Consider the following 23,607-nt stretch of genomic DNA (forward strand, 5'->3'; position numbering starts at 1 on the left):
ATCTCTCTTTATTAGGTGTTAGTTCAAACCAGTCCCATAAGGGACAATGGGGTTACGCTGCTTCGTTGCTCTTTTCCGCATGAGCGGCCAACACGCGCGCGATACCACCAGCCGGCGCCACGATAACCGACGCGATACGGGTTGCTGGCTGCTTGAGCATACCAGCGAGCGTTGCGCGCAGTTCGTTGAGCGAAGGCATAGTCGCCAGCGCCTTGACGTTATTCGCGTCAAGAGCGGTCGGGCCCATCACGCCACCAAGAACGACAAACTTTGCGTTCTTGTCAGCGAACTTCTGCGCCAGCTTTGGCGCAACCATGGGATCTTCCGCATAAGCGATGACGATCGGACCTGTGAACAGGGCCGAAATGTCCGCGTGATCGGTTTCTTTAAGAGCAAGCTTGGCAAGACGGTTCTTCGCGACCTTCACGTAGCCACCTGCAGTCTTCACCTCACGGCGAAGCGACTCCAGATTAGCTACGGTCAGACCGGTGTTCTGCGCGAGTACGATCGACCCAGCGCCCGAAAGGGCTGACTGAAGCGATGCGACAAGCTCACGCTTTTCCGTTCTGTCCACGGCTAGTCTCCACATAAAGCTCAGCAGATAAATGCTGAGCCATTGCCAATTGCTGCCCTCCCCCAAAAGGGAGGAGCAACGGTTAAACGCCTGTCAACCGCGCTGCCCGGCAGGGCAACTGGCCTGGTTCGAACACACCCTGCCCTTTCGGACCGAATATTGTTCTCACCCCATCTATGCTGGCATCTTTCGATATTAAGCGGACCCAAATTGGTCAGCACCGGCAGTCTCGGACAGGACTTAACGTCCCCAGGAGGGACGATACTGGGCGGCGTACCGCCCAGAATTCTTATTACTTGATGGCCGAAGCTGGCTCAACATGGACGCCAGGGCCCATGGTCGAGGAAACTGCAACCTTCTTGACGTAGGTGCCCTTAGCGCCAGCTGGCTTGGACTTCACAACTGCGTCGGTGAAAGCCTTGATGTTCTGGAGAAGTGCTTCTTCCGAGAACGAGACCTTACCAATACCTGCGTGGATGATACCGGCCTTTTCGACGCGGTACTCAACAGCACCGCCCTTGGCAGCGCCGACAGCACCCTTAACGTCCATGGTCACGGTGCCAACCTTAGGGTTTGGCATCAAGTTGCGTGGGCCGAGGATCTTACCAAGACGACCAACGAGTGGCATCATGTCTGGGGTAGCGATACAACGGTCGAAGTCGAGCTTACCGCCCTGGATAATTTCCAGGAGGTCTTCTGCGCCAACGATGTCTGCACCAGCAGCCTTAGCTTCGTCAGCCTTAGCGCCACGTGCGAAAACAGCAACGCGAACAGTCTTACCGGTGCCGTTTGGCAGGGTAACAACGCCACGAACCATCTGGTCAGCGTGACGTGGGTCAACACCGAGGTTCATTGCGATTTCGACGGTTTCGTCAAACTTAGCCGAAGCCTTGGACTTAACCAGAGTGATGGCTTCTTCGAGACCATACAGCTTGGTACGGTCGATACCTTCACGGCCAGCAGCGACCTTCTTAGCGATCTTTGCCATAGTGATTAGCCCTCGACCTGAATGCCCATGGAACGGGCAGAGCCAGCAATCATCGAAACAGCAGCTTCGATGTTGTCAGCGTTAAGATCCTTCATCTTCTTCTCAGCAATTTCACGAAGCTGAGCTTCAGTGATCTTGCCAGCCGATTCCTTGCCTGGAAGCTTGGAGCCGGCCTTGAGGCCAACGGCCTTCTTGATGAAGTAGGTTACTGGCGGCTGCTTCATCTCGAAAGTGAAGCTCTTGTCAGCATAGGCGGTGATCACGACTGGAATCGGGGAACCCTTTTCCATTTCCTGCGTAGCCGCGTTGAAGGCCTTGCAGAATTCCATGATGTTCAGACCGCGCTGGCCGAGTGCCGGGCCAATCGGTGGGGAAGGTGTTGCCGAACCGGCAGCAACCTGCAGCTTTACGTAGCCAACGATTTTCTTTGCCATGTATCGTCCTTTCAAAAGCTCACCGGAGTGAGCGATGACGCCGTGGTCGGAACCTTAATGAGTGGCTGGCAACCACTCGGCACTCCCACGGGTTTGGATCAGACCTTTTCGACCTGACCGTATTCGAGCTCTACCGGAGTAGGACGCCCAAAAATCGAAACTTCGACCTTGAGGCGCGAACGTTCTTCGTCCACTTCCTCAACGACGCCGCTAAAGCTGGCAAACGGACCATCCGTAACACGGACGTTCTGACCAACTTCGAAAATGATAGAAGACTTCGGATGTTCGACGCCTTCCTGCACCTGCTGCAGGATCGACATCGCTTCTTTTTCCGAAATCGGCGAAGGGCGATTATCAGAACCGAGGAAGCCTGTCACCTTCGGCGTGTTCTTAATCAGATGAAATGCCTCATCGGTCATATCCATCTTCACCAGAACATAGCCCGGGAAGAACTTGCGCTCGGTGTCAACCTTGCGACCACGGCGGATCTCAACGACCTTCTCAGTCGGCACGATCACGTCTTCAAACAGGTGCTCGAGCTTCTTCTGCGCAACCTTTTGACGGATATCCTCCGCCACTTTGCGCTCAAAATTCGAGTAAGCCTGAACGATGTACCAGCGCTTGGCCATAAAGCGTCACCGCTCCCAAATAGCTAATGAATGAACCGCTTAACGGATCGACAGCAACATAGAGACGAGCCAGGAGATGACCTGGTCGGCCAGCAGGAAGAACAAGCTAGCCAAGATAACCATGATCAGAACCATGATCGTAGAGATCACAACTTCGTTCCGACCAGGCCACGTGACCTTACTAACTTCCGAGCGAACCTGCTGGAAAAACTGGACTGGGTTCGTGCGGGCCATGGGCATACAACTCGTCAAACTTGGTGCAAAACCAAACGCCGCGCAGGAATCCCCCGCACGGCTAGAGATCGGTTGTCTAGAGCTTTTATCCAGCAAATGCAACAGGGGCATCATCAAGAATTGGCCAACACCATAAGCCGGGCCCTCAACCGCGCGTAAACCATAAGTGCAAAACCCTGCCAAAGCCCCTTGCGGCGGGCGATTGGTTGAAATTGAATTAATTTCTGTTGGTAGTCGGCATTTCGACACTCTGGGGGGAGAGACCGATGTCATTTGACGTAATCAGTTGCCAGTTGCTTCACGCATCACCGCACCGGGCCATTGCCGGGCGAGTCACCGGCAAGGTGCGCGTTCGTATCCGCGAGTCGTTTATGGGCAACGACACCGAATATGGGCTGGACCTACCCGTTAAAGCCGATTGCGCCAACGCTTCGTCGGAAATCGTCCGCACAGCCCTCTTGGGGCATGCCGCCCGACAACTGAACAAACTCAAATCCCGCCACCAAAGCAATCAGCGCATGGCGGCGGAATAGTTTTTACCGCCCCTGCCCGTCCGCGCCGGCAAAGGGAATCGCCTTCCGGAACAATCCGTTTTTTCGATTGGCGAAATGATCGCGCGCGTTGCGATAACCATCAACCAGGCCATCGCGGAATCGCATCCAGCGGAATTGGATGGGGTGTTTGAATTTAAACGCGTGCCGCTCTTCGACATGGGCAATGTCACTCTTGCCCACCGAACGCATAACCGGATGCTCCTGCCCCAGCTGGCACACCATACCCGGTAATGTCTGCAAACGAGACAATGACTTCGCCGGTGCCTCAAACGGATTGTAGAGAACCAAATCCGTCTGCAACACACGAAACGCCGGATGCCCGAGCAGAGCCCTTGCCGCACGTGCATTCACTATATAGCCCGCCGCACCCATTGGGGTGGATCGGAAGGGATGGAGATCGACACCACCAGCCGTGGTTTGCACCTTAGGCAGAAGCCGCAAACGACGCCCCGTCGCCTCAAGGCGCAGAATATCAATGTCGATTCCATCTAACTCGGCGAGCAGGCCCGGCAGCATGCTGGACAGCTCAGCATCATCTTCCAAGATCAGCGCGCGCTCATCGCCATTGGCAAGCATTGCCGCCCAAGCGCGCTCATGGCTCATCGTGCAAGCCAACTCACGCGGCCGCAGATATTTTGGCTTCTCACTATTACAATAGAGAGCCAGCTCCTCAACCGTCAGATCATCAGGCGTCGCCGCTTCAATGCGCGTTCCAACCAGACCAAGGCTGGCCAGTTGATGTTCCATGAACTCCCGACGATCCGGACGAGAGGCCAAATTGATATAGTAGATGGAAACCACGCTAAACTCCGCTGTCGCCCGTCGATAAGACAGCGATCAAAGCGAGGCAAGCGCAATGGCGCTTCAAATCATTGAACGATGTTGGTGAGATAAAAAGACTGGATCACTCGACAGTCAATTTAGTGCCTGGCAGGGGCTGGGGGACTCGAACCCACGACCCTCGGTTTTGGAGACCGATGCTCTACCAACTGAGCTAAACCCCTTCAGGCAAGGAGGTGTTTACTGAAAGGCTTCGCGGGATGCAAGGGGCTCAACGCGTCTTGCACAATCTGTTGAGGAAAACTCAATAGGATTGAGGCACATAATAGCCCAGAAACCCAAGCCTGCCGGGCGTTACAGCGTGTTGTGGAGAACTCTAATGCGTGCCATCGGATTGTCTTTGTTGATGTTTTCCCTCGCCACCCCAGTGCTGGCAGGCTCGCCTTCCTGGTCATTCTCTCGCTCCTACAGCGATCAAACCTGCATTGCAGAGCTAAAAACCGGCTCAATGCACGTCGGCATCATCGCCAACATCGATGGCAGCTATAGCGGCTTTATGCGCTCCCCCACGCTCCCCCATACGACAGCGGTCACTTGGCAAGTCAAAGGCCAGCCCAGGCAAAAGACCGAGGGCTATTTTGATCGCGCCAACCGCGCTGTCATTCTCCCAGGCCTCAATCCACGCCTTCTGACTGAACTCGCCCGCGGCAATCACTTCGATCTTTATGTGCATGGCACCGGCGCACGCCAGAACGCACTCGCCATCGGCACAACCAATCTGAGCCTCAAGGGCTCAGGCCGTGCTATTGCCCAACTGGCCTCCTGCGCCACTTGGAACACCTATGGCGTGCCAACCACAGTGCTTTATTCTGGTTCAGTTTCAAGACAATAAGCATACTTGCCGGAATGGTGCCAAAGAAGTATCGGGACCACGAAGAAGTTCCGAGGAATTGAATTTTGAGCACCACGACGCGTCGCACCCGATTTTTCTGGGAAGTCACAACCACCGAAGATCAAGATGCTGCACGCGCCGCGCTCACGACAATTATCAAGGCGAACACTGATCGCCTTGTTTCCATCTTCTACGACATCTTCCTAGAGGACGAGACCGCGTCAGCGTTCCTCTCGCACGGCGTTGTTCAGCAAAGGCTTAGCCCATCGCTGCGCGCGTGGATGCTCGATTTGATGTCGGCACAGCCGACAGGCGATTTGACTGCCTTCAATGCGCGCCAGATCAAGATCGGCGAGATCCATGCCCGCCTGAAAATTCCAGTACAACTGGTCCTCGCGGGCGGTAGCGTGCTTAAAACGGAAATCGGCTTCAAGTTGATCGAGGCGGGTTATCCCGAACGCACAGCCACCAACGCCATCATGATGGTCGATGATCTCATCGATTATGCGATGCGCCTCATGAGTGCGGCCTATTTCAAAGACACCAAGCGCCACGTTCGCAACGACGAGGCATTCCGCCTGTTCTCACTTGGTCAGGACATCAATCTGGAGCGCGAAACGCAGCGCGCCGCATTGATGGAATGGAGCCAGACCGTCCTCTTTGGCCTGTTCGGCAACCGTGGCAGCGAGGCAGCAGGCACCCTGAGTTCCTCCACATTCGGCCTATGGATTCGTCACCGTGCCGGCGTGCTGTTCCACGGCTCGCCCATCCTGCCAACAATTGAAGAATTGATGCTGGCCGTCGATAAAATCGCCCTGCCCCGCCTCAACACTGCCGATCCCAACACTGTGGCAGATCTTCAGCGGCGCGTGGACGAGATCAAATACCTCATCAATGACCTTTTCCAGTCCGCCTCTTCGGTTGAAAACGGCCGCGATCCGCTAACGCGCACGCTCAACCGACGCTTCTTGCCCTCGGTCCTGAGCCGAGAACTGTCGATGGCGCAGCAAGACCAAACACCGCTATCAGTGCTCATGGTCGACATCGACCATTTCAAGACGATCAACGACCAATACAGCCACTCTATCGGCGACTTGGTCCTCAGCCACACCGCCGAGACCCTATTGAGCTCCGTTCGCTCGAGCGATTTTGTGTTCCGCTACGGTGGCGAAGAATTCTTGATCGTGCTGGTGGAAACTGGCGCCGAGGAAGCCGCACTGATCGCCGAGCGCATTCGCAACGACATTCAGTCCCATGCGGTCAATGTGCCGGGTCATGGCCCCCTGCTCACCAGTGTCTCGATTGGCGTCGCGACCCACGGGGGGCATCCGGATTACGAATATCTTATCAACAGTGCCGACCGCGCGCTCTACACTGCCAAAAACTCCGGCCGTAACCGCATAAGTCTTGCGCCATCCGCGCCAAATCCATGAACAGGCGACAAGGCTGACCTTTCCTATTGCCTATAAAGACCTTACGAAGGACGTGTACTGACTAGATAACCGATTTTACAATGTCCGGCTCTTTATCCTTTGCGCTTTTAAATCCGCTCATTTGCATGGCCTTGGCCATTACGGTTTTTTGCGTCAGTCGCGCCTTTCCAAAGGCCACTCATCTTCATTACGTCACTGGCTCTCTCATCTTCACAGCCATTGCCTTTGCAGGCAACGATCTGTTTCCGAACTGGAAAGGTCCAACCCAGAAAATAGTGGTCAACTTGGCCTTCTATCTGGGCATCAATTCAGCAGCTATCGCCGCCTTGAAGCGCCTTAATCTCAAGCTCCCCATTGCCGAAATGGTCATTCTGGCAGGCGTGACCAGCGCCGCTTTTTTGTGGTTCCTCCTCGTCGCGCCTTCAACCGACGTCCGAATCTATGTCGTGAACTCGGCCTTTGCCATCATGGCAACCACGGTCATTTGGATGCTGCTCAAGGCCAAACCGAGTTCCCGCACCGACTGGGTATTCATCGGATTTGCGGCGCTCCTGCTCGTCGCCGCCATAGTCCGGCCACTCGCCAACGCCCTTGGGGCACTCAACGAGGGACCAAGCCACTCCGCCTATTGGATGTCGGTGATCGCCTTCACGCCGCTCATCTCGGTTTATTGCGCTCTGGTCTTCATGTGGGCGCTCGGCAAACAGGTTTATGAAGAACTGCGCGAAGAAGCTGGAAAAGATTATCTGACAGGCCTGCTCAATCGCCGCGGCTTTGATCAAAGCACAGCGCTGTTGCACTGCAAAAGCGACCGAGGCAGCGCTGCCCTAATCGTTGCTGACATTGATAATTTCAAATCCATCAACGACACCTTCGGCCACAGCAAAGGCGACCAGATTCTCCGCCTCGTCGCGGAAACTTTGTCCCAGCTCAGCCCTGGGGCAGCCGTTGCCCGCACGGGCGGGGAAGAATTCTCAATCTACTGGCACGAAGCGACCCGTCTGGACATCGAGCAAATGGCGTCGGCCGTAGCTGCAGCCCTCACCAAGGCGAAATCCCGCCTGCTGCCCCATGAGCGCGAGCTGTCTCTGAGCTTTGGCGCCAGCATTGCAGCGAACAAAACACTTGCTGAAATGACTTTGATTGCAGACGCCGCTTTGTATCAATCCAAAGCCACAGGCAAGAACTGCATCAGCTTCGGCTAGCCCCAAAAAGCCCAAGCCGCGCCCATCCAGCGGCCAACAAGTGCCAGCCAAAAGCCAATTTTCGGGGAGGATTGGAGCGGGTAACGGGAATCGAACCCGTGTATTCAGCTTGGAAGGCTGCTGCTCTACCATTGAGCTATACCCGCCCGAAGGCATGTGGCATTCGATTAGCGCGAAGGACCCAATCAGCGCAAGAGTTCTCAAACACAATGCCCAGAATTTCCTGCAATTAGAATTTCTTCCACAGCCTCTATTCCTAGCCTGTTGACACCAAAACCACTTTTGACGATAAGCCACACAACGAAGCGCGAAAGCGGTTCGCTTCCATCTCAGAAATGTGGAGGGATGGGAGAGTGGTTAAATCCATCAGACTGTAAATCTGACGCCTCAGGCTACACTGGTTCGAATCCAGTTCCCTCCACCACCCCCTCTCAGGGAACGCAAGTTCTCTTGTTAGGGCCTAAGTTCCAAAGACTTAGCTGATTAGGAAAAAGTTCGGAGCGAGATCCTCGCACGATGCCTACCCGTTATGTGGAGGGGTGGGAGAGTGGTTAAATCCATCAGACTGTAAATCTGACGCCTCAGGCTACACTGGTTCGAATCCAGTCCCCTCCACCATCGGGACGCGCGAAAGCGCACTGTTTCTCATCCATCTTCGCAAATGTGTTAGCGGAAACCACCCCGCCCACCAGTCTGCGCTTGCTCCTTGGCCTGCGAAGCGATACCGCTCAGCCATGAGCCGCAATAAATTTCCGCCTAAGCCAAAATACGATCCAGATACCGGCCCGGTATACCTTTATGGCCTGCACACCGTGCGCGCCGCATTGGAGAATCCCGGCCGCATTAAAAAGGCTTTGCTTGCAACGCCTAACGCCCTCAACCGACTCAAAGAGACGGGTGAGATCGGCAATGTGAAGGTCACTGAAACCACACCAAAGGACCTCGACCGCCTTCTCGGTGGCGAAGCCGTCCACCAGGGCGTGGCGCTTGAAGTTGACCCCGTCAGCCGCTTCGGCCTCAATGATATCAAGAACCTACGACTCGTCGTTGTGCTCGATCAGCTGACCGACCCACACAATGTCGGCGCGATTCTGCGTACAGCTTGCGCTTTTGGTGCGGACGCCGTCATCACCACGGCCCGCCACTCGCCACGCGAAACTGGCGTCATGGCGAAAGCTGCCTCAGGCGCACTCGACCTGGTGCCGATGATCGAAGTCCGCAATCTGGCCGACACGCTCGAAGCCCTCAAAGAACGCGGCCTAACCGTGCTTGGCTTTGATTCTGATGCAGAAACGCAGCTGAAGCCACGCACCGACGACACCCCGCTTGCGGTTGTCATGGGCGCCGAAGGCAAGGGTCTGCGCCAGCGCACACGCGAACTCTGCGATGAAATGGTCCGCCTCGATATGCCGGGCCCGATCAAGTCGCTGAACGTGTCGAACGCCGCAGCTATCGCTCTGTTCGCTGCTACTGCCGGTCGCGCTTAATGAGCACTTTTGAGCCCTTCGCAGCAGCCCTACGCCTTTCTGGCGTAGCGGTTTCGCAAAAAGATCTCGACGCCGCGCTGAAGCAATCGTCTACACGCTTTGAGCCTGAAGACGCTGACACCAGCCACTACGCGCAGATCGACTTGGATGTGACCAATCCGGTTCGCGCGATTCTCGATCTTGCAGAGACCTCCGGCGCGGCTATTGCCGCCATGCTGGATGATCGTCGTATCGGCAAGGCCGTGCTTGATATCGCTTTCGACTATCCGCCAGAAGGCGAAGCCATGTCGGCCCGCCTGCCTGCGCATGCAGCGGCAGCGATCGCAAGCCACGGAATTGACATCGAAATTTCTGTCTACCTCACAGACGTGGAAGACGACGAAGAGTAAATTCTAAATGGCAGGGGGAGAGCCATGCGGAACTGGGCAGGAAACATCACTTTCAACGCGGCCAAGATTGGACGGCCAACACGCGTGGAAGAGATCCAAGACATCGTGCGACGCGCAGACAAACTGCGCGTCGTCGGCTCTGGTCACTCGTTCAATACGATTGCCGACACAGATGGCACACTGATCACGCTGGCAGATATGCCCCGCGCCATCCGAGTTGACCCAACCACCAAAACCATCACGACCAGCGGCGGCACCACCTACGCGCAAATCCTGCCAGCGCTGGCAGAGAGCGGCCTTGGCCTCGCCACGGGGGCATCCCTGCCCCACATCACCATTGCGGGCGCTGCAGCCACGTCTACGCACGGCTCTGGCGACGCCAATCAAAACCTATCCGCAGCCGTCAGCGCCCTGACCTTTGTTCGCGCAGACGGCGAGATCGTAAAGCTCCAGCGAGGTGATGCGGATTTTGATGGCGCAGTTGTCAATCTTGGCGCACTCGGCGTGGTCGTCGATATCACCCTCGACACAGTTCCCGCCTACGACATTGCTCAGACCGTGTTCACCGGCCTACCCGTAAGCACCGCACTGGCCGAGTTCGATGCGATCACCAGCTCCGCCTATAGCGTAAGCATGTTCACGCGCTGGAACAGCACCAATGTCGACCAGCTCTGGCAGAAGGCGCTGAGCGCCACCTACACACCTGCGCAGCGCGCTTTCGGAGCTTCGCTAGCATCGCAAGCACTGCATCCTATTGCCGAATTTGACGGAACAACCTGCACCCAACAAGGCGGCATCGCCGGATCATGGGGCGAGCGGATCTTCCACTTCCCCGCCTCCGCCACCCCATCTGCAGGCAATGAGCTGCAGTCGGAGTTTTACGTCGACCGGAAAAACGCGGTCGCCGCCTTTGCCGCGCTTTACGCCATCCAAGAACAATTCAACCACACACTTTACGTGTCCGAAATCCGCACCATGGCGGCAGACACGCTCTGGATGAGCGGCGCCTACGGCCGCGACACTGTCGGTTTCCACTTCACATGGAAGCCGGACGCCGCAGCCGTCTCAACCGCCGTCGACATCATAGAAGCCACTCTCGCGCCGTTCGAGCCACGCCCGCACTGGGCGAAAGTGTTCAACATGGCCCCGACCGTGGTGCAATCGCGCTACCCGAAGCTTGCCGAGTTTAAGCAGCTCGCCAATCGCTTCGATCCAAACGGAAAGTTCCGTAATTCCTACCTGACTAAGCTCCTCTTCTAAGACAGCAAAAAGCCCGGCAAGAGCATCTCTTGCCGGGCAATTTCTTTGCGCCTTGGGCGATAGCGGCTAAATCTGATTGGCGTTCGTTTCGCGGTCGGCGGTGATCACCGGACGCCCAAATACGCCAGGCTTGCTCGGCTCAAGATGGACCACGGAATACCCGCGTGCGGCCAGCTCCGACAGGAACTCGGGCAGCATATCCACCGTGCGCTGGTGAATATCATGGAACAGGATCACACCACTCCCCCGCGCATCGAGGCGATCGAGCGTCCGCTGAGCCACGACCGCTGGCGTATCCTTGTAGTAGTCCTTGGAGTCGATATCGACGTCCAGAACGACCATATCGCCACCCATGAGATCTGTGCGCAGGAAACCGTCTTGCGCCAGATAAGGGAAGCGGAAGAATGGGGCTAGACCATTGCCCGCGCCACGCAGCGCATCAGACACCGCCTGCTCACCCCGCGTAATTTCCGCGTAGGCGGCCTGGCGGCTCAACGTCGTCAAATCGACATGCTCAAAGGTGTGGCTACCGACACTATGGCCGCGCTTTGCCACCATCCGCGCAATCTCCGGATGCGCCTGCGCTGAGGCACCAAGCATCAGGAATGTCGCCTTGACGCCGAACTGGTCTAGCGTGTCAAGAATGGCCGGTGTCTTGCCGGGGCGTGGACCATCATCAAAGGTGATGATCACTTCGCCGGGGTTAAGAATGATGTCGGTGGTCGCCGCAACGGTCAGCACACGCCCCGCGATATTGCTGGCGGCAAAAATACGCGGCGGCATCGCCTGCTCCAAACGAATATCAGCTGGAAGATAAGCACTCACACTGGCCGTGGTTTCCACAGTAGGGATCGGCTGTGAGATCAGGTCCGTCTGCTTGGGCGGCTTGGCGCAGCCAGCAAGCGCACTTGCCACAATTCCGGTAACACAAAGCGCACCCAACAACCGCACCACAACACCCGACGCAAAGCTTTCAACTAAGCCCTACACTTGGCGATTATGGTTAATATTGTTCTACTCAGCGCGCAGAATTACTGTATCGACCGCAACTTCGCTTTACGCGCTAAAGTATCGAGAGCACTCAAAAAAGCAGATCGATCGGCCGCACGGAAGCTGGCGTTAAAGCTCTGCATCTCCCCGGTTTCGCGCAAATGGGCCCGCAAATCGCGCATCGCCAATGCCATACCAATAGACGCTGGGGTGAACTCTTTGCCGGTGAAGCCCAGTACATGACAACCCTTGTCGATTGCGCGACTGGCGAGAGGTATATCGGCGGTCAAAACGATGTCATTCGAGGTGGCATTTTCGACAATCCAATCATCTGCCGCATCAGCGCCAGCGGGCACGATAACCACCTGCACCATCGGATCACGCGACGGGCGCACGCCGCCGTTCGAAACAAAGACCACGACCAATTCAAGGCGCTCAGCGACACGCTTCGCCTCTTCCTTGACTGGACACGCATCAGCATCAACGAAGATTTTTGGATTAGCCAAACCACATCACCCGAAACACATTCATTACGCATTTTCAGCGCAACGCACTGGATGCACTATTCTTTAAAGCAGGAAGGCCGGGAGGTTTAGCTCCCGGCCTTCCAATTGCATTACGCCGCCTCAGTAGACGACCACAGAGCGAATGCTTTCGCCCTTATGCATCAACTCAAAGCCCTTGTTGATGTCATCGAGACGCAGCGTGTGGGTAATCATCGGGTCGATCTCGATCTTGCCGTCGAGGTACCAATCAACAATCTTCGGCACATCCGTACGGCCCTTTGCGCCACCAAACGCAGTGCCCATCCATGTACGGCCTGTGACCAGCTGGAATGGACGGGTAGAGATTTCCTGACCTGCGCCAGCCACACCGATAACGACCGACTTACCCCAACCACGATGGCTGCACTCAAGCGCCTGACGCATAACCTTAGTGTTACCCGTGCAGTCAAAAGTGTAGTCAGCGCCACCGATGAGATCGCCACGGCGCTTGGTCAAATTGGTGATGTAGGGAACAACATCTTCGCCAATCTCAAGCGGATTAACGAAGTGGGTCATGCCGAAGCGCTCACCCCATTCCTTCTTGGAATTGTTGATATCAACGCCAATGATCATATCCGCACCAGCAAGGCGCAGACCCTGGATCACATTGAGGCCGATACCGCCGAGACCGAACACAACAGCCGTCGCGCCGATCTCAACCTTAGCGGTGTTGATCACCGCACCAATGCCTGTGGTCACACCGCAACCGACGTAGCAAACCTTATCGAAGGCCGCCGAGGAGTCGATCTTCGCCACCGCGATTTCTGGCATGACGGTGTAGTTCGAGAACGTCGAACACCCCATGTAGTGATAGATCGGCTTGCCTTCGAACGAGAAGCGCGATGTACCATCTGGCATCAAGCCCTGCCCCTGCGTCGAACGGATCGAAGTGCAGAGATTGGTCTTACCCGAACGGCAAGCGTAACACTCACGGCATTCTGGCGTGTACAGCGGGATGACGTGGTCGCCCTTCTTGAGCGAAGTCACACCCGGACCAACGTCAACAACAACGCCTGCGCCTTCATGGCCAAGGATCGACGGGAAAATGCCTTCTGGGTCAGCGCCGCTCAGCGTGAAATCGTCAGTATGGCAAAGGCCAGTCGCCTTAATTTCGATGAGAACTTCGCCAGCCTTGGGGCCTTCGAGATCAACCTCGACAATTTCCAAGGGTTTGCCAGCGGCAAAGGCAACGGCTGCACGCGTCTTCATGTGAAGGGCCTCCAAAGATCGTTCGGCACATATAAGAACCGCATAGCTAGCAGCGACCGCCCCCAGCAACAAGTTCAAGCAGAACAAAAGCGCTCCCAGACCAACAGGCAAATACCACAAACGTCCGCAACCAAAACGTTACGCACAGTCAGCACAAGGCAGGTGCTGCTTAGATTTTTCCGAGGGCGATGACGATATTGACGGTGGCGGCAAACAGCGTGGTGTTGAAGAAATAAGAAAAAACAGAATGACGCATCACCAACCGCCGCATCCGGTTTGACGTCACCTTAATGTCCGAGACCGCGAAGGCTGTCGCCAGCACATACGAGAAGTAGAGAAAGGTTGAAATGTCCGGCTCATCATCGCCGGGAACCTGCATGTGGCGCTCCCCCTCACCATTCGCATCACCTCGATAATACTCATAGGCATAGTGCAGCGCCGCCATAGTGTGGATGGTGAACCACCCCAAAACAACCGAGCTGACACTGGCAGCGACACCCCATATGTCTGGAGCGTCGCCGCCATGGAGCGCCAAGAAGATAGACGCAACAGACGCGGCAATGACAATAAGGGTAACCAGAAAGATACCGAACACTGGAGTGTCTTCATCCCCTGCATGCGAGCGGAGATAATGACCCGTGAGATTGGGAATACGCAGCAGTGTCAAAACCAAAAACACTGAGAACATAGCAATCGCCGCCAAGCTAAAAGCGAAGGACGGCAGAACGAAAAGCGTAACAACAAGCACACCAATACCAGCTGCAAGGCTGACACTGAACGCCACATGGCGTGGCATGAGCCGTTGTATGAAGGGCTTGGCAGCGAGAGGTGGCATTGGGAAATGCTGTCCACTGAACAGAGAGGCGCCGACTTATGTCGACGCCTTGATAACGCGCTTAGTCTTTTAAGGCTCCCGGCCCCGGCGTCGCGCCGGGCGGCACCTTACCCATGATGATCATGCCCAGGACTTCGTCCTTGGTTACATCTTGGGTCCGCGCTTCGCCAACCACCTGACCATTCTTCATCACCACCAAACGATCCGCGAGATCAAAGACATCGTGGATATCGTGACTGATGAGGAAAATGCCGATGCCGTCCGATTTGAGCTGTTTGATCAGCTCCCCAACCTGTGCCGTTTCTTGCGGCCCGAGTGCAGCGGTCGGCTCATCCATGATCAGAATGCGTGCGTTAAACAGAATAGCGCGAGCAATGGCCACCGATTGACGCTGACCACCGGACAGCGCCTTCACTGGCTCTTTAAAGCGACGGAAATTCGGATTGAGCCGACCCATCACTTCCCGCGCTTTGGATTCCATCGCCGCATCGTCAAGCGTACCGAGCGCAGTGGTAATCTCACGACCGAGGAAAAGATTGGCCGCAGCATCGACGTTATCTGCCACCGCTAGCTGCTGGTAGATGGTCTCGATGCCATAAGCTTTTGCATCGCGAGGATTGTTGATGCTGGCGCTTTGGCCTTTGATCTTAATCTCGCCGCTGTCGCGCTTGTAGGCGCCGGACAAGATCTTGATCAGTGTCGACTTCCCCGCTCCGTTGTGACCAAGCAGCCCAACAACTTCGCCTTCATGGAGCGTCACCGAGGCCTGATCAACAGCGCGGATGCCACCGAACGAGATAGAGATATCGGTCATTTCGACCAGTGGAGTTTTTGCATCCAACATGACCGCAACTCCTAAAGCTTGTTCCGGCGGTACAGCGTGTCGAGCCACACTGCGAACACCAAAACGATACCAACAACGATGGATTGCAGCGGGCTATCCATGCCCATAAGCACCATGCCGGACTGTAACGACTGCATTACCAATGCACCCAACAAAGCACCGGCAATCGTACCCACCCCACCTGCGAGCGACGTTCCGCCAATCACCGCAGCTGCAATGACATAGAGCTCATCGAGCGTGCCAAGAGCATTGGTTGCAGCGTTCAGTCGGGCCGAGGAAATCGCCGCTGCAATGGCGCAGAGGCCACCCATCAGCATGAAAATCTTCACCGTCACCCAACGGGTATTAATCCCGGCGAGTTCCGCCGCTTCCGGATTGCCACCCATGGCATAGACGTAGCGACCAAAGCGCGTGCGAGTGGCAAGAAATGTCATCACCACGCCCACACCCAAAGCGATCAGCACTGGAATGGCGATGCCATGGGAAATGAACAACCCACCTTCTGGTACAGTAATGCCATTCGCCTGCGCATAATTGGCAGCGATGCGTGTCGGCCACGGATAGCCATTGGCCACCAAAACTGCACCAATGGTGAGGCCGCAACCGATGACTGCCAAGGCAATTTCAGCCCAAATTGGCCGCTGTGGGAACTGGAACCGATGGCGCTGACGACGACCAAGATAAAGCCCACCGACAATCGCCGCACAGGCTGCAAGACCGATCACCCAGCTCCAAAACGCCCCGACAGACCCAGAAGGGCCGCCGCCGATGAGCTGGAAAGTGGAATCCATCGGAGCCACAGTGCGCCCCGCCGTGACCCACCATGCAGCGCCCCGCCAGACGAGGTAACCACCCAAGGTGACGATAAAGGCTGGCACACGCAGATAAGCGATAATGGCACCCTGAATGGCCCCAATGCCAACTCCACAAGCGAGGCCGATCACCAGCGAAAGCGACCAAATCATCGGATGGCCCAAGCCAAGACCGAGGTTGATCGGCAGGAACTGGGTCTGCGTCACGCCCATAATCATGCCGACCACACCAAGTATGGAGCCGACGGACAGATCAATATTGCGCGTCACGATCACCAGCACCATGCCAGTGACCATCACTGCCACAGAAGCAGTTTGGACTGAGAGATTCCAGAGATTACGCGGGGTCAGAAACAGACCACCTGAGAAAATATGAAAGCCGATCCAAATGATCGCCAAAGCGCCGACCATGCCCAGCAGACGCGTATCGATCTCCGTAGCCAGCAAGAACCGCTGAAGCGGGTTCTGCACATTGCTACTCGGATGTGAAATGTTCGATGTGGCTGGTAAAACGGCCATCAACTTCCCCCATTAAGATGCGCCCCGGCGGACCGGGGCGCAACACGACGGTGATTGAAGGCGACTGCACCTCGCCTTCAACTTCCAAATGTCAGCAGATCAGCACGCAGCTACCGAACCGGCAGTCACACCCTGACAAACGACGTCCTTAGAGACCCAGCCAGCGTCGATCACAACGTTGAGGTTGTCCTTGGTGATGGCGACCGGCGCGATGAAGAACGCGTTCATTTCGACGCCCTTCGGACCGCCGGAGAACGGCACAACGCCAGTCACTTCATTCAGGGCCTTGCCGCCAGCCAACTCGAGCGCCACTTCAGCGGCTTTTTTGCCCAGCTCACGTGCGTCTTTCCAAACTGAAACGGTCTGAGTGCCGAGCGCGATACGATTGAGCGCAGCATGATCGCCGTCCTGCCCGGACACAGGCACAGAACCAGCGAGACCCTGCGCAGCCAAAGCTGCAATAGCGCCACCGGCGGTACCGTCGTTCGAGGCGACAACAGCGTCGACTTCGTTGTTATTGGCGGTCAGGAACTGTTCCATGTTCGCCTGAGCGACTTCTGGATTCCAGTTGTCGGTATAGGCTTCGCCAACGTTCTTGATCTTGCCAGCGTCGATACCGGCCTTGAGCACTTCCATCTGGCCTTCGAACAGGAAGTCCGCGTTGGGGTCAGCCGAATTGCCCTTGATGAAGACAAAATTGCCTTCCGCAACAACAGCGGCAACACCTGAAGCCTGCAGGCGACCCACTTCCTTGTTATCGAAGGTGAGGTAGAAAGCGTCTGGATTTTCGACCAAACGGTCATAACCAACGACCGGAATACCTTCCGCCACAGCTGCAGCCACCGCAGGACCAACAGCCTCGCTGTCCTGAGCCAGAACGATGATCGCGTCGGCACCCTGGCTGATCAGGCTTTCGATGTCAGTGAGCTGCTTGGAAGCCGACGACTGCGCGTCAGCAGAGATGTACTTCGCACCAGCGGCATCCAAGATACCCTTGATAGCGGCTTCGTCGGTTTTCCAGCGTTCTTCTTGGAAGTTATTCCAAGACACGCCGACAGTGATCTGATCCTGCGCAATGGCCGGTCCGGCAAGCACAGTTGATGCAAGCAAAATTGCTGCAAACTTGTTCATATCTGTCCTCCCAATGGGCAGTTTTCTGCCCGTCTGCAGGCTGGCGGCATAACCCCAACCAGGCGCCGCTCCCTGCGCCATGAGCAATATTTTTACTGCTCGAAAAAACCTGTCGCATGCGACAACGTGACGTGTCAATCTGGAATCGGAGGACGACACCTTTCCCCGGTCAAACAACGAATCGGGGTATGTCAGAAAGAATAAACAGGGAGAACTGTGCGTGGCGCGGACCGTCAGCGATAGCGATAGCCTGCGTCGACAGAACCGCAGCCTGCTGCTTGGTGCATTGCGCGATCGTGGCCCTCAATCCCGCACGGTACTAGCGACCACCACTGGCCTCAGCCACGCCAGCGTCACCGCCATCATGCAGGATCTGCTCGCGCAGAAGATTGTCACCGAATTGGTTAGCCCGAGCAGCAATGACAGCCGCTCGCGTGGTCGCCCATCGACACTGGTCGGTTTTAAGCGCGATGCAGCCTATGGCGCGCTCTTTGAGATTGACGTAAATCGCTGCCGCCTGTCGCTCGTTGACTATAGTGGCGTACTCGTTGACCGGATCGAAACCGAACTTGTCCCCGCCAGCTTCAAGGACGCCCCGCCAGTACAGTTTATCGCAGAACGGTTGGCCGCACTCGAAAAACGCAATCCAAGCGCCTATGCCGCGCTGCGCAGGATAGCCATATCGGTCCAAGGTATTCTGGTCCGCGATGGGACTGGACTTAAATGGTCACCGATAAAGCACTTCACTGGAATTGATATCACCACTGAACTCACTGGCTTAACCGGCCTGCCAGTGTCGCTACACAAGCGCGGTAGCCTGCTGGCCGAAGGCACACGTTGGGTTGATGACCGTCTACAGGACGCAAGCATTGCAACGGTATTCGTCGGCTCCACTGTTGCCATGGGGCTCAGCCTTGATCCCCAAGGCGCAGGACAAAATATTAATGGCGCCACCGAGTTCGGTCATATGAACCACAGCCCCGGCGGTGCCCTTTGCCGCTGTGGTGCCCGTGGGTGTATTGAGGCCTACGCCGCCGACTATGGCGTACTACGCTCGGCTTTCTCGGTCCCCGACACAACGCCCCCGGCCCACTCTGTTCCTACGGCTCAATACGAGGCGCTGATCTCTCGGGCGCAACACGGTGATCGTGAAGCCACCCACGCATTTGCCGTCGCCGGTCGCGCCATTGGCTACGGGCTCGCACGCATGCTTTCCATGCACGACCCTAGCCACATCGTCATCGTCGGCCCGGGCGCACGCGCTTTGCCCTTGATGCAGCATGAGATAGAAAACGCCCTACAAAGCGCCCTCGTCTGCCGCATAAATGGCATTCCTGAGCTGATCGTCCACATGGACGAAAAAGAACCTATCTTCCGTGGCCTGCAAATGAAAACGCTCCGCGACATCGATCACCTCGACTTCGCCCCACTCTCGACTTCCGATAAAATAGTGGGCAAATAGTTCAGGTTTGCGAATAAAACGAACAAATCACTGCCATCGCGCAGAAAATACTGAGGCGAAACTGGTGAACCATCCCGTTATTCCTGTCATTCTCGCTGGCGGTCAGGGCACACGTCTATGGCCGATGTCCCGCGCGGCACGCCCAAAGCAGTTTCTGCCGCTCACCGGAGAGAAAAGCCTCTATCAACTCACGCTTGAGCGCGTTGCTCGCCCCGACGTCTACGCAGCGCCGATTGTCATCACCAATAGCGAGTATCGCTTCATCGTGGCCGAACAGGCCGCGGAGTGTGATCAATCTCTTGCCGCAATCTTGCTCGAACCAGTGGCCCGCAACACAGCTGTCGCTATCGCGAGCGCCGCGGTTTATGCACGACAGAACTTCGGTGAGGATGCGATCCTTCACATTCTGGCATCAGATCACGACATAGACGCATCGGCCGATTACTATTGCGCCGTGACGCGCGCGGCCGATGCTGCGCGGGCGGGCAAGCTCGTCACCTTTGGCATTGCCCCCACACATCCTGAAACGGGCTATGGCTATATCCAATCAGCAGCGAGTGTCGGTGCGGAAGCGCAGCCGGTTGACCGCTTTGTTGAAAAGCCCAACCTTGACCGTGCAACGGAAATGCTGGCAGCAGGCGGATATCTTTGGAACTCAGGAATGTTCATGCTGGCCGCCCAAGCAATCCTTGAGGAATGCGAAGCGCTAGCTCCTGAGACCTATAGAGCGGCCACAGACGCCGTGGCTTCTGCCAAGAGCGATCTCGATTTTGTTCGTCTCGATGAGCCTAGCTTTGCCCAAGCTCCGAACATTTCCATAGACTACGCTATCTTCGAGAAAACCAAAAAAGCTGCGGTCATAGCCGTAGATTTCGCATGGTCAGATCTGGGCAGCTGGGATGCAGTTTGGAAGACCAGCCCGCGCGACGCCTCCGGCAATCTCGTACAGGGCAATGCAACGCTCGAAAACGTATCGCAGTCCCTCGTTATTTCCGACCATGCCCACGTTGCTGTCAACGGCCTCGACAATGTCGCTGTGATCGCGACAAACGACGCCATTTATGTCGGCAAACTGTCTGAGGCGCAAAAGGTCGGCGACATCGTCAAACGCCTCCGCAAGGACGAGGCCACTGCTCCGCTCACTGAAATCCACCGCACCGCTTACCGGCCTTGGGGTGGATATTCGTCGATCCTCAGCGGCGACCGTTTCCAAGTGAAGCGCCTGTTCGTTAAGCCGGGTAAAAAGCTAAGCTTGCAGAAGCATCACCACCGCGCTGAACACTGGATTGTGGTGCGCGGAACCGCGCTCGTTACCATCGACGGCACAGTTAGTGAAATTTCGGAAAACCAGTCGATTTACTTGCCACTCGGTTGCGTCCATCGCCTCGCGAACCCCGGCAAGATTCTACTGGAGTTGATCGAAGTTCAAACGGGCTCGTATTTGGGCGAGGATGACATCATCCGCATCGAAGACGAATTCGGTCGCAGCTAAAAATAAGGGGCGCCCGCGAGGCGCCCCATCCTTTAGAGCTTGAGGAAGCTGTGAAGCTGATCCGCCAGCTCGACGGTTTCCCCTTGCGCCCCGTGCAAAACCAATTCTGGCTGCCTCGGCACTTCAAATGGCGAGTCTATGCCCGTAAAATTCTTGATCTCGCCGGCCCGTGCCTTTTTGTAGAGCCCCTTCGGGTCCCGAGCCTCACAGACCTCAATCGGCGTATCGACATAGACTTCCGTAAACTCGATATCGCCCGCAATCTCACGCGCCAATCTTCGCTCATTCTCGAAGGGTGAAATAAACGACACCAGCACAATCAGCCCAGCGTCCGCCATAAGCTTAGCCACTTCTGAGACACGTCGGATGTTTTCTACGCGCGCCGCCTCGGTGAACCCAAGATCCTTGTTGAGCCCGTGGCGCACATTGTCACCATCAAGAATATAGGCGTGCCGCCCTTCCGCCGTCAGACGTTTCTCCAGCAAATTGGCAATGGAAGACTTTCCAGAGCCGGACAGCCCGGTGAACCAGATGATCCGAGGCTCCTGGCCCTTCAGACGGGCCCGCACCTCCCGGTTAACGTCAAAACTTTGATACGTCAGGTTTTGGGCTCGGCGAAGGCCAAAGTCGATCGTCCCCGCAGCCAGCGTCGCATTGCTCAAACGATCAATTAGAATAAACCCGCCCGTCACCGCGTTGGTCCCATACGGATCAAACGCAATCGCCTTATCCGTCGCCAGCGTCACCGTCGCGACTTCGTTGAGATCAACCTTGGTCGCTGCGGCATGCTCCAGCGTATTGACGTTGGTGCGGTATTTGATGTCGGTAATCGTCGCTGGGACCAGCTGCCCACCGATTTTCAGCAAATAGGAACGCCCAGCAAAAGCGGGTTCTTCATGCATCCAGACCAGGCGCGCTTGAAATTGATTGGAAAACTCCGGTGTTTCCCCGGGCCGAGACAAGACTTCGCCACGCGACACCTCTACTTCACGATCCAGCACCAGCGTCACCGCCTGTCCGGCGCCTGCCTGGGATAGGTCGCCATCCATAGTGACAATCCGGTTGATCACTGCGGGCTTACGCGATGAGGCCACTAAAACCTCGTCCCCCACCGCGATACTGCCCGTCGCGATCGTGCCCGAGAACCCGCGAAAATCGAGATTAGGCCGGTTCACCCATTGAACGGGAAATCGAAACTGGTCCACGCTTCGATCCGACGAAACATTAATCGTCTCCAGATACGGCACCAGCGGCAGGCCCGTATACCAGGGCGTCTGCCCACTCGGGGTCACGATATTATCCCCTCGCAGTGCCGACACAGGAATGGCGGCTAGCGTCTTAAAGCCCAGAGTCTCAGCAAAGGCCCCGTATTCAGACACGATCCGATCAAACACCCCTTGGTCGTAATCCACCAAGTCGATCTTATTGACGACCAGCACCACGTGCTTCACGCCGATAAGCGAGAGAATAAAACTGTGGCGGCGCGTCTGAGTCAGCACGCCCTTGCGCGCATCGATCAGCACCAGCGCCAGATCAGCGCTCGACGCCCCCGTAGCCATATTTCGGGTATATTGCTCGTGCCCCGGCGTATCGGCGACAATGAACTTGCGCTTGTCGGTCGAGAAAAACCGATAGGCCACGTCAATAGTAATGCCTTGCTCCCGCTCGGCACTCAGCCCATCGACCAGCAGCGAAAAATCAATTCCCTCATCACCAACGCTGCGATTGCGCGACTCTTTCTTTAAGCTCGCCAACTGATCGTCCAAGATCTGCTGGCTGTCATAGAGCAACCGCCCAATCAGCGTCGATTTACCGTCATCCACGCTCCCACAGGTGAGGAAGCGCAGCAGCGACTTTTCCTTCTGCTGACCGAGCCAGATATCGAGATCATTCTCCGCAAGAGCCATAACCGCAGACATCAGAAGTACCCTTCCTGCTTTTTCTTCTCCATCGACCCGACAGAGTCGCTGTCGATCAGCCGACCTTCACGCTCCGAGGTCCGGCTTGCTTGCATTTCCATGATGATGCTGGGGAGGTCGGAAGCCGAAGATCGAATTGCGCCGGTGAGCGGATAGCAACCAAGGGTGCGGAACCGCACCACCTCTTCCGTCGGCGTCTCACCGGGCAATAACGGCAGGCGCTCATCATCGACCATGATCAGCGTGCCAGAGCGCTCGACCACGGGCCGGGCTTTAGCGAAGTACAGCGGCACGATCGGAATGTTCTCAGCGTAGATGTAGGTCCACACGTCCAATTCGGTCCAATTGGAGATTGGAAAGACCCGCATGCTCTCACCGGGATTGAGCCGCGTATTAAACGTCCGCCACAGCTCCGGCCGTTGGTTCTTCGGATCCCAAGCATGGGAAGCATTTCGATGCGAGAACACACGCTCCTTGGCACGCGATTTTTCTTCATCTCGCCGCGCCCCGCCAATCGCCGCATCATACTGCCCGGCAGTGAGCGCCTGACGCAGCGCCGCGGTTTTCATAATGTCAGTATAGCGCGATGAACCGTGATCGAAGGGGTTGATCCCATCCCGGACGCCATCCTGATTGGTGTGGCGGATCAGATCAAAGCCATAGTCCTCAGCCGTCTGATCTCGAAACGCGATCATTTCGCGGAATTTGAAAGTCGTATCGACGTGTAGGAGCGGGAAAGGAATCTTGCTTGGATAGAAAGCCTTGCGCGCCAAATGCAGCAGCACGCTAGAATCCTTGCCTATGGAATACATCATTACGGGACGCTCAAAGCTCGCCGCAACCTCCCGCAGGATCTCAATACTTTCGGCTTCCAAGGCCTGCAGATGGGTTAGTCGTGTCGTCGTCACGTCGCATCCACTCCAAACAAATTACTACCAACAGCAGGGCAGTAAACTTGGCCGGAAACTAGTGCCGAAACACCTCCATAGA

24 protein-coding genes and 4 tRNA genes are annotated in these 23,607 nt (G+C 56.3%); 11 read left to right on the plus strand and 17 right to left on the minus strand.

Going from position 1 to position 23,607, the window contains the following annotated elements; genetic code table 11:
* Nucleotides 1-52: 52 nt before the first annotated feature.
* The 5 genes from rplJ to secE all read right to left on the minus strand — a co-directional run bounded on the left by rplJ (nt 53) and on the right by secE (nt 2,859).
* Complete coding sequence (gene rplJ, locus JHL21_RS03200) at nt 53-574, minus strand: 50S ribosomal protein L10 (protein WP_169194911.1); 522 nt, start codon at nt 572-574, stop codon at nt 53-55.
* Nucleotides 575-866: 292 nt separating this feature from the next.
* Entirely contained in the window at nt 867-1,562 is a 696-nt protein-coding gene (gene rplA, locus JHL21_RS03205; RefSeq protein ID WP_169194912.1) for a 50S ribosomal protein L1, read from the minus strand.
* A gap of 5 nt (nt 1,563-1,567) precedes the next feature.
* Nucleotides 1,568-1,996 (minus strand): 50S ribosomal protein L11, encoded by a 429-nt coding sequence (gene rplK, locus JHL21_RS03210; protein WP_169194913.1) that lies wholly within the window; start codon nt 1,994-1,996, stop codon nt 1,568-1,570.
* Nucleotides 1,997-2,094: 98 nt separating this feature from the next.
* Nucleotides 2,095-2,625 carry a transcription termination/antitermination protein NusG gene (gene nusG / locus JHL21_RS03215; protein WP_169194914.1) on the minus strand — a complete coding sequence of 177 codons (531 nt, stop codon included), beginning with the start codon at nt 2,623-2,625 and terminating at the stop codon, nt 2,095-2,097.
* A gap of 39 nt (nt 2,626-2,664) precedes the next feature.
* On the minus strand, nt 2,665-2,859 hold the full coding sequence (gene secE, locus JHL21_RS03220) for a preprotein translocase subunit SecE (RefSeq protein WP_169194915.1): 195 nt from the start codon (nt 2,857-2,859) through the stop codon (nt 2,665-2,667).
* 266 nt (nt 2,860-3,125) lie between these two features.
* Between secE and JHL21_RS03225 the strand changes: the two genes are divergently transcribed.
* The gene (locus JHL21_RS03225) at nt 3,126-3,392 is read left to right on the plus strand and encodes a hypothetical protein (protein WP_200211846.1); all 267 of its coding nucleotides are present in this window, start codon (nt 3,126-3,128) and stop codon (nt 3,390-3,392) included.
* Between the two features lie 3 nt (nt 3,393-3,395).
* Here the strand turns inward: JHL21_RS03225 and JHL21_RS03230 are convergent, their stop codons facing one another.
* Nucleotides 3,396-4,214, minus strand: coding sequence for a glycosyltransferase family 25 protein (locus JHL21_RS03230; RefSeq protein WP_200211848.1), 819 nt, complete (start codon nt 4,212-4,214; stop codon nt 3,396-3,398).
* Between the two features lie 127 nt (nt 4,215-4,341).
* Nucleotides 4,342-4,417, minus strand: a tRNA-Trp gene (locus tag JHL21_RS03235).
* 155 nt (nt 4,418-4,572) lie between these two features.
* Here JHL21_RS03235 and JHL21_RS03240 point away from each other — a divergent pair.
* From JHL21_RS03240 to JHL21_RS03250, 3 genes are all read left to right on the plus strand, one after another.
* A complete protein-coding gene (locus JHL21_RS03240) occupies nt 4,573-5,085 on the plus strand; it encodes a hypothetical protein (protein WP_200211849.1) in 513 nt (170 codons plus the stop codon).
* Nucleotides 5,086-5,150: 65 nt separating this feature from the next.
* Nucleotides 5,151-6,518 (plus strand): diguanylate cyclase, encoded by a 1,368-nt coding sequence (locus JHL21_RS03245; protein ID WP_182393921.1) that lies wholly within the window; start codon nt 5,151-5,153, stop codon nt 6,516-6,518.
* A gap of 80 nt (nt 6,519-6,598) precedes the next feature.
* Nucleotides 6,599-7,723, plus strand: coding sequence for a GGDEF domain-containing protein (locus JHL21_RS03250; RefSeq protein WP_200211850.1), 1,125 nt, complete (start codon nt 6,599-6,601; stop codon nt 7,721-7,723).
* A 72-nt stretch (nt 7,724-7,795) separates the two neighbouring features.
* On the opposite strand, the gene JHL21_RS03255 is transcribed toward JHL21_RS03250, so the two are convergent.
* Nucleotides 7,796-7,869, minus strand: a tRNA-Gly gene (locus tag JHL21_RS03255).
* A gap of 193 nt (nt 7,870-8,062) precedes the next feature.
* Here JHL21_RS03255 and JHL21_RS03260 point away from each other — a divergent pair.
* The 5 genes from JHL21_RS03260 (at nt 8,063) to JHL21_RS03280 (ending at nt 10,859) form a co-directional block, all read left to right on the plus strand.
* Nucleotides 8,063-8,147: transfer RNA gene (locus JHL21_RS03260), tRNA-Tyr, on the plus strand.
* A 109-nt stretch (nt 8,148-8,256) separates the two neighbouring features.
* Nucleotides 8,257-8,341: transfer RNA gene (locus JHL21_RS03265), tRNA-Tyr, on the plus strand.
* Between the two features lie 116 nt (nt 8,342-8,457).
* The gene (gene rlmB / locus JHL21_RS03270; RefSeq protein ID WP_169194982.1) at nt 8,458-9,210 is read left to right on the plus strand and encodes a 23S rRNA (guanosine(2251)-2'-O)-methyltransferase RlmB; all 753 of its coding nucleotides are present in this window, start codon (nt 8,458-8,460) and stop codon (nt 9,208-9,210) included.
* A complete protein-coding gene (locus JHL21_RS03275; RefSeq protein ID WP_182393922.1) occupies nt 9,210-9,599 on the plus strand; it encodes a hypothetical protein in 390 nt (129 codons plus the stop codon). Before rlmB ends, JHL21_RS03275 begins: the two co-directional genes overlap by 1 nt.
* A gap of 24 nt (nt 9,600-9,623) precedes the next feature.
* The gene (locus tag JHL21_RS03280; RefSeq protein WP_200211851.1) at nt 9,624-10,859 is read left to right on the plus strand and encodes an FAD-binding protein; all 1,236 of its coding nucleotides are present in this window, start codon (nt 9,624-9,626) and stop codon (nt 10,857-10,859) included.
* Nucleotides 10,860-10,925: 66 nt separating this feature from the next.
* Here JHL21_RS03280 and JHL21_RS03285 read toward each other — a convergent pair whose 3' ends face one another.
* The 7 genes from JHL21_RS03285 to xylF all read right to left on the minus strand — a co-directional run bounded on the left by JHL21_RS03285 (nt 10,926) and on the right by xylF (nt 17,744).
* Complete coding sequence (locus JHL21_RS03285; protein WP_254081903.1) at nt 10,926-11,801, minus strand: polysaccharide deacetylase family protein; 876 nt, start codon at nt 11,799-11,801, stop codon at nt 10,926-10,928.
* Nucleotides 11,802-11,890: 89 nt separating this feature from the next.
* Entirely contained in the window at nt 11,891-12,355 is a 465-nt protein-coding gene (locus JHL21_RS03290; protein ID WP_200211852.1) for a YaiI/YqxD family protein, read from the minus strand.
* A gap of 120 nt (nt 12,356-12,475) precedes the next feature.
* Nucleotides 12,476-13,603, minus strand: a complete 1,128-nt coding sequence (locus tag JHL21_RS03295; protein WP_200211853.1) for an S-(hydroxymethyl)glutathione dehydrogenase/class III alcohol dehydrogenase — start codon at nt 13,601-13,603, stop codon at nt 12,476-12,478.
* A gap of 169 nt (nt 13,604-13,772) precedes the next feature.
* The gene (locus JHL21_RS03300) at nt 13,773-14,438 is read right to left on the minus strand and encodes a DUF1345 domain-containing protein (protein ID WP_200211854.1); all 666 of its coding nucleotides are present in this window, start codon (nt 14,436-14,438) and stop codon (nt 13,773-13,775) included.
* A 61-nt stretch (nt 14,439-14,499) separates the two neighbouring features.
* Entirely contained in the window at nt 14,500-15,282 is a 783-nt protein-coding gene (locus tag JHL21_RS03305) for an ATP-binding cassette domain-containing protein (protein ID WP_200211856.1), read from the minus strand.
* An 11-nt stretch (nt 15,283-15,293) separates the two neighbouring features.
* Nucleotides 15,294-16,613: a sugar ABC transporter permease gene (locus JHL21_RS03310; RefSeq protein ID WP_200211857.1), complete on the minus strand. Its 1,320-nt coding sequence runs from the start codon at nt 16,611-16,613 to the stop codon at nt 15,294-15,296.
* A 99-nt stretch (nt 16,614-16,712) separates the two neighbouring features.
* The gene (xylF, locus tag JHL21_RS03315) at nt 16,713-17,744 is read right to left on the minus strand and encodes a D-xylose ABC transporter substrate-binding protein (protein ID WP_199532402.1); all 1,032 of its coding nucleotides are present in this window, start codon (nt 17,742-17,744) and stop codon (nt 16,713-16,715) included.
* A gap of 220 nt (nt 17,745-17,964) precedes the next feature.
* Here xylF and JHL21_RS03320 point away from each other — a divergent pair, with 220 nt between their 5' ends.
* Nucleotides 17,965-19,206, plus strand: a complete 1,242-nt coding sequence (locus JHL21_RS03320; protein WP_200211858.1) for an ROK family protein — start codon at nt 17,965-17,967, stop codon at nt 19,204-19,206.
* Between the two features lie 64 nt (nt 19,207-19,270).
* Complete coding sequence (locus JHL21_RS03325) at nt 19,271-20,698, plus strand: mannose-1-phosphate guanylyltransferase/mannose-6-phosphate isomerase (RefSeq protein WP_200211859.1); 1,428 nt, start codon at nt 19,271-19,273, stop codon at nt 20,696-20,698.
* A 32-nt stretch (nt 20,699-20,730) separates the two neighbouring features.
* Here JHL21_RS03325 and cysN read toward each other — a convergent pair whose 3' ends face one another.
* Both cysN and cysD read right to left on the minus strand, forming a co-directional pair.
* Nucleotides 20,731-22,617 carry a sulfate adenylyltransferase subunit CysN gene (gene cysN / locus JHL21_RS03330; RefSeq protein WP_200211860.1) on the minus strand — a complete coding sequence of 629 codons (1,887 nt, stop codon included), beginning with the start codon at nt 22,615-22,617 and terminating at the stop codon, nt 20,731-20,733.
* Nucleotides 22,617-23,525, minus strand: a complete 909-nt coding sequence (gene cysD / locus JHL21_RS03335) for a sulfate adenylyltransferase subunit CysD (protein ID WP_200211861.1) — start codon at nt 23,523-23,525, stop codon at nt 22,617-22,619. The genes cysN and cysD overlap by 1 nt, the downstream gene beginning before the upstream one ends.
* Between the last annotated feature and the right edge of the window lie 82 nt (nt 23,526-23,607).

Source organism: Devosia sp. WQ 349K1, from assembly GCF_016595685.1.
Lineage (GTDB): Bacteria > Pseudomonadota > Alphaproteobacteria > Rhizobiales > Devosiaceae > Devosia.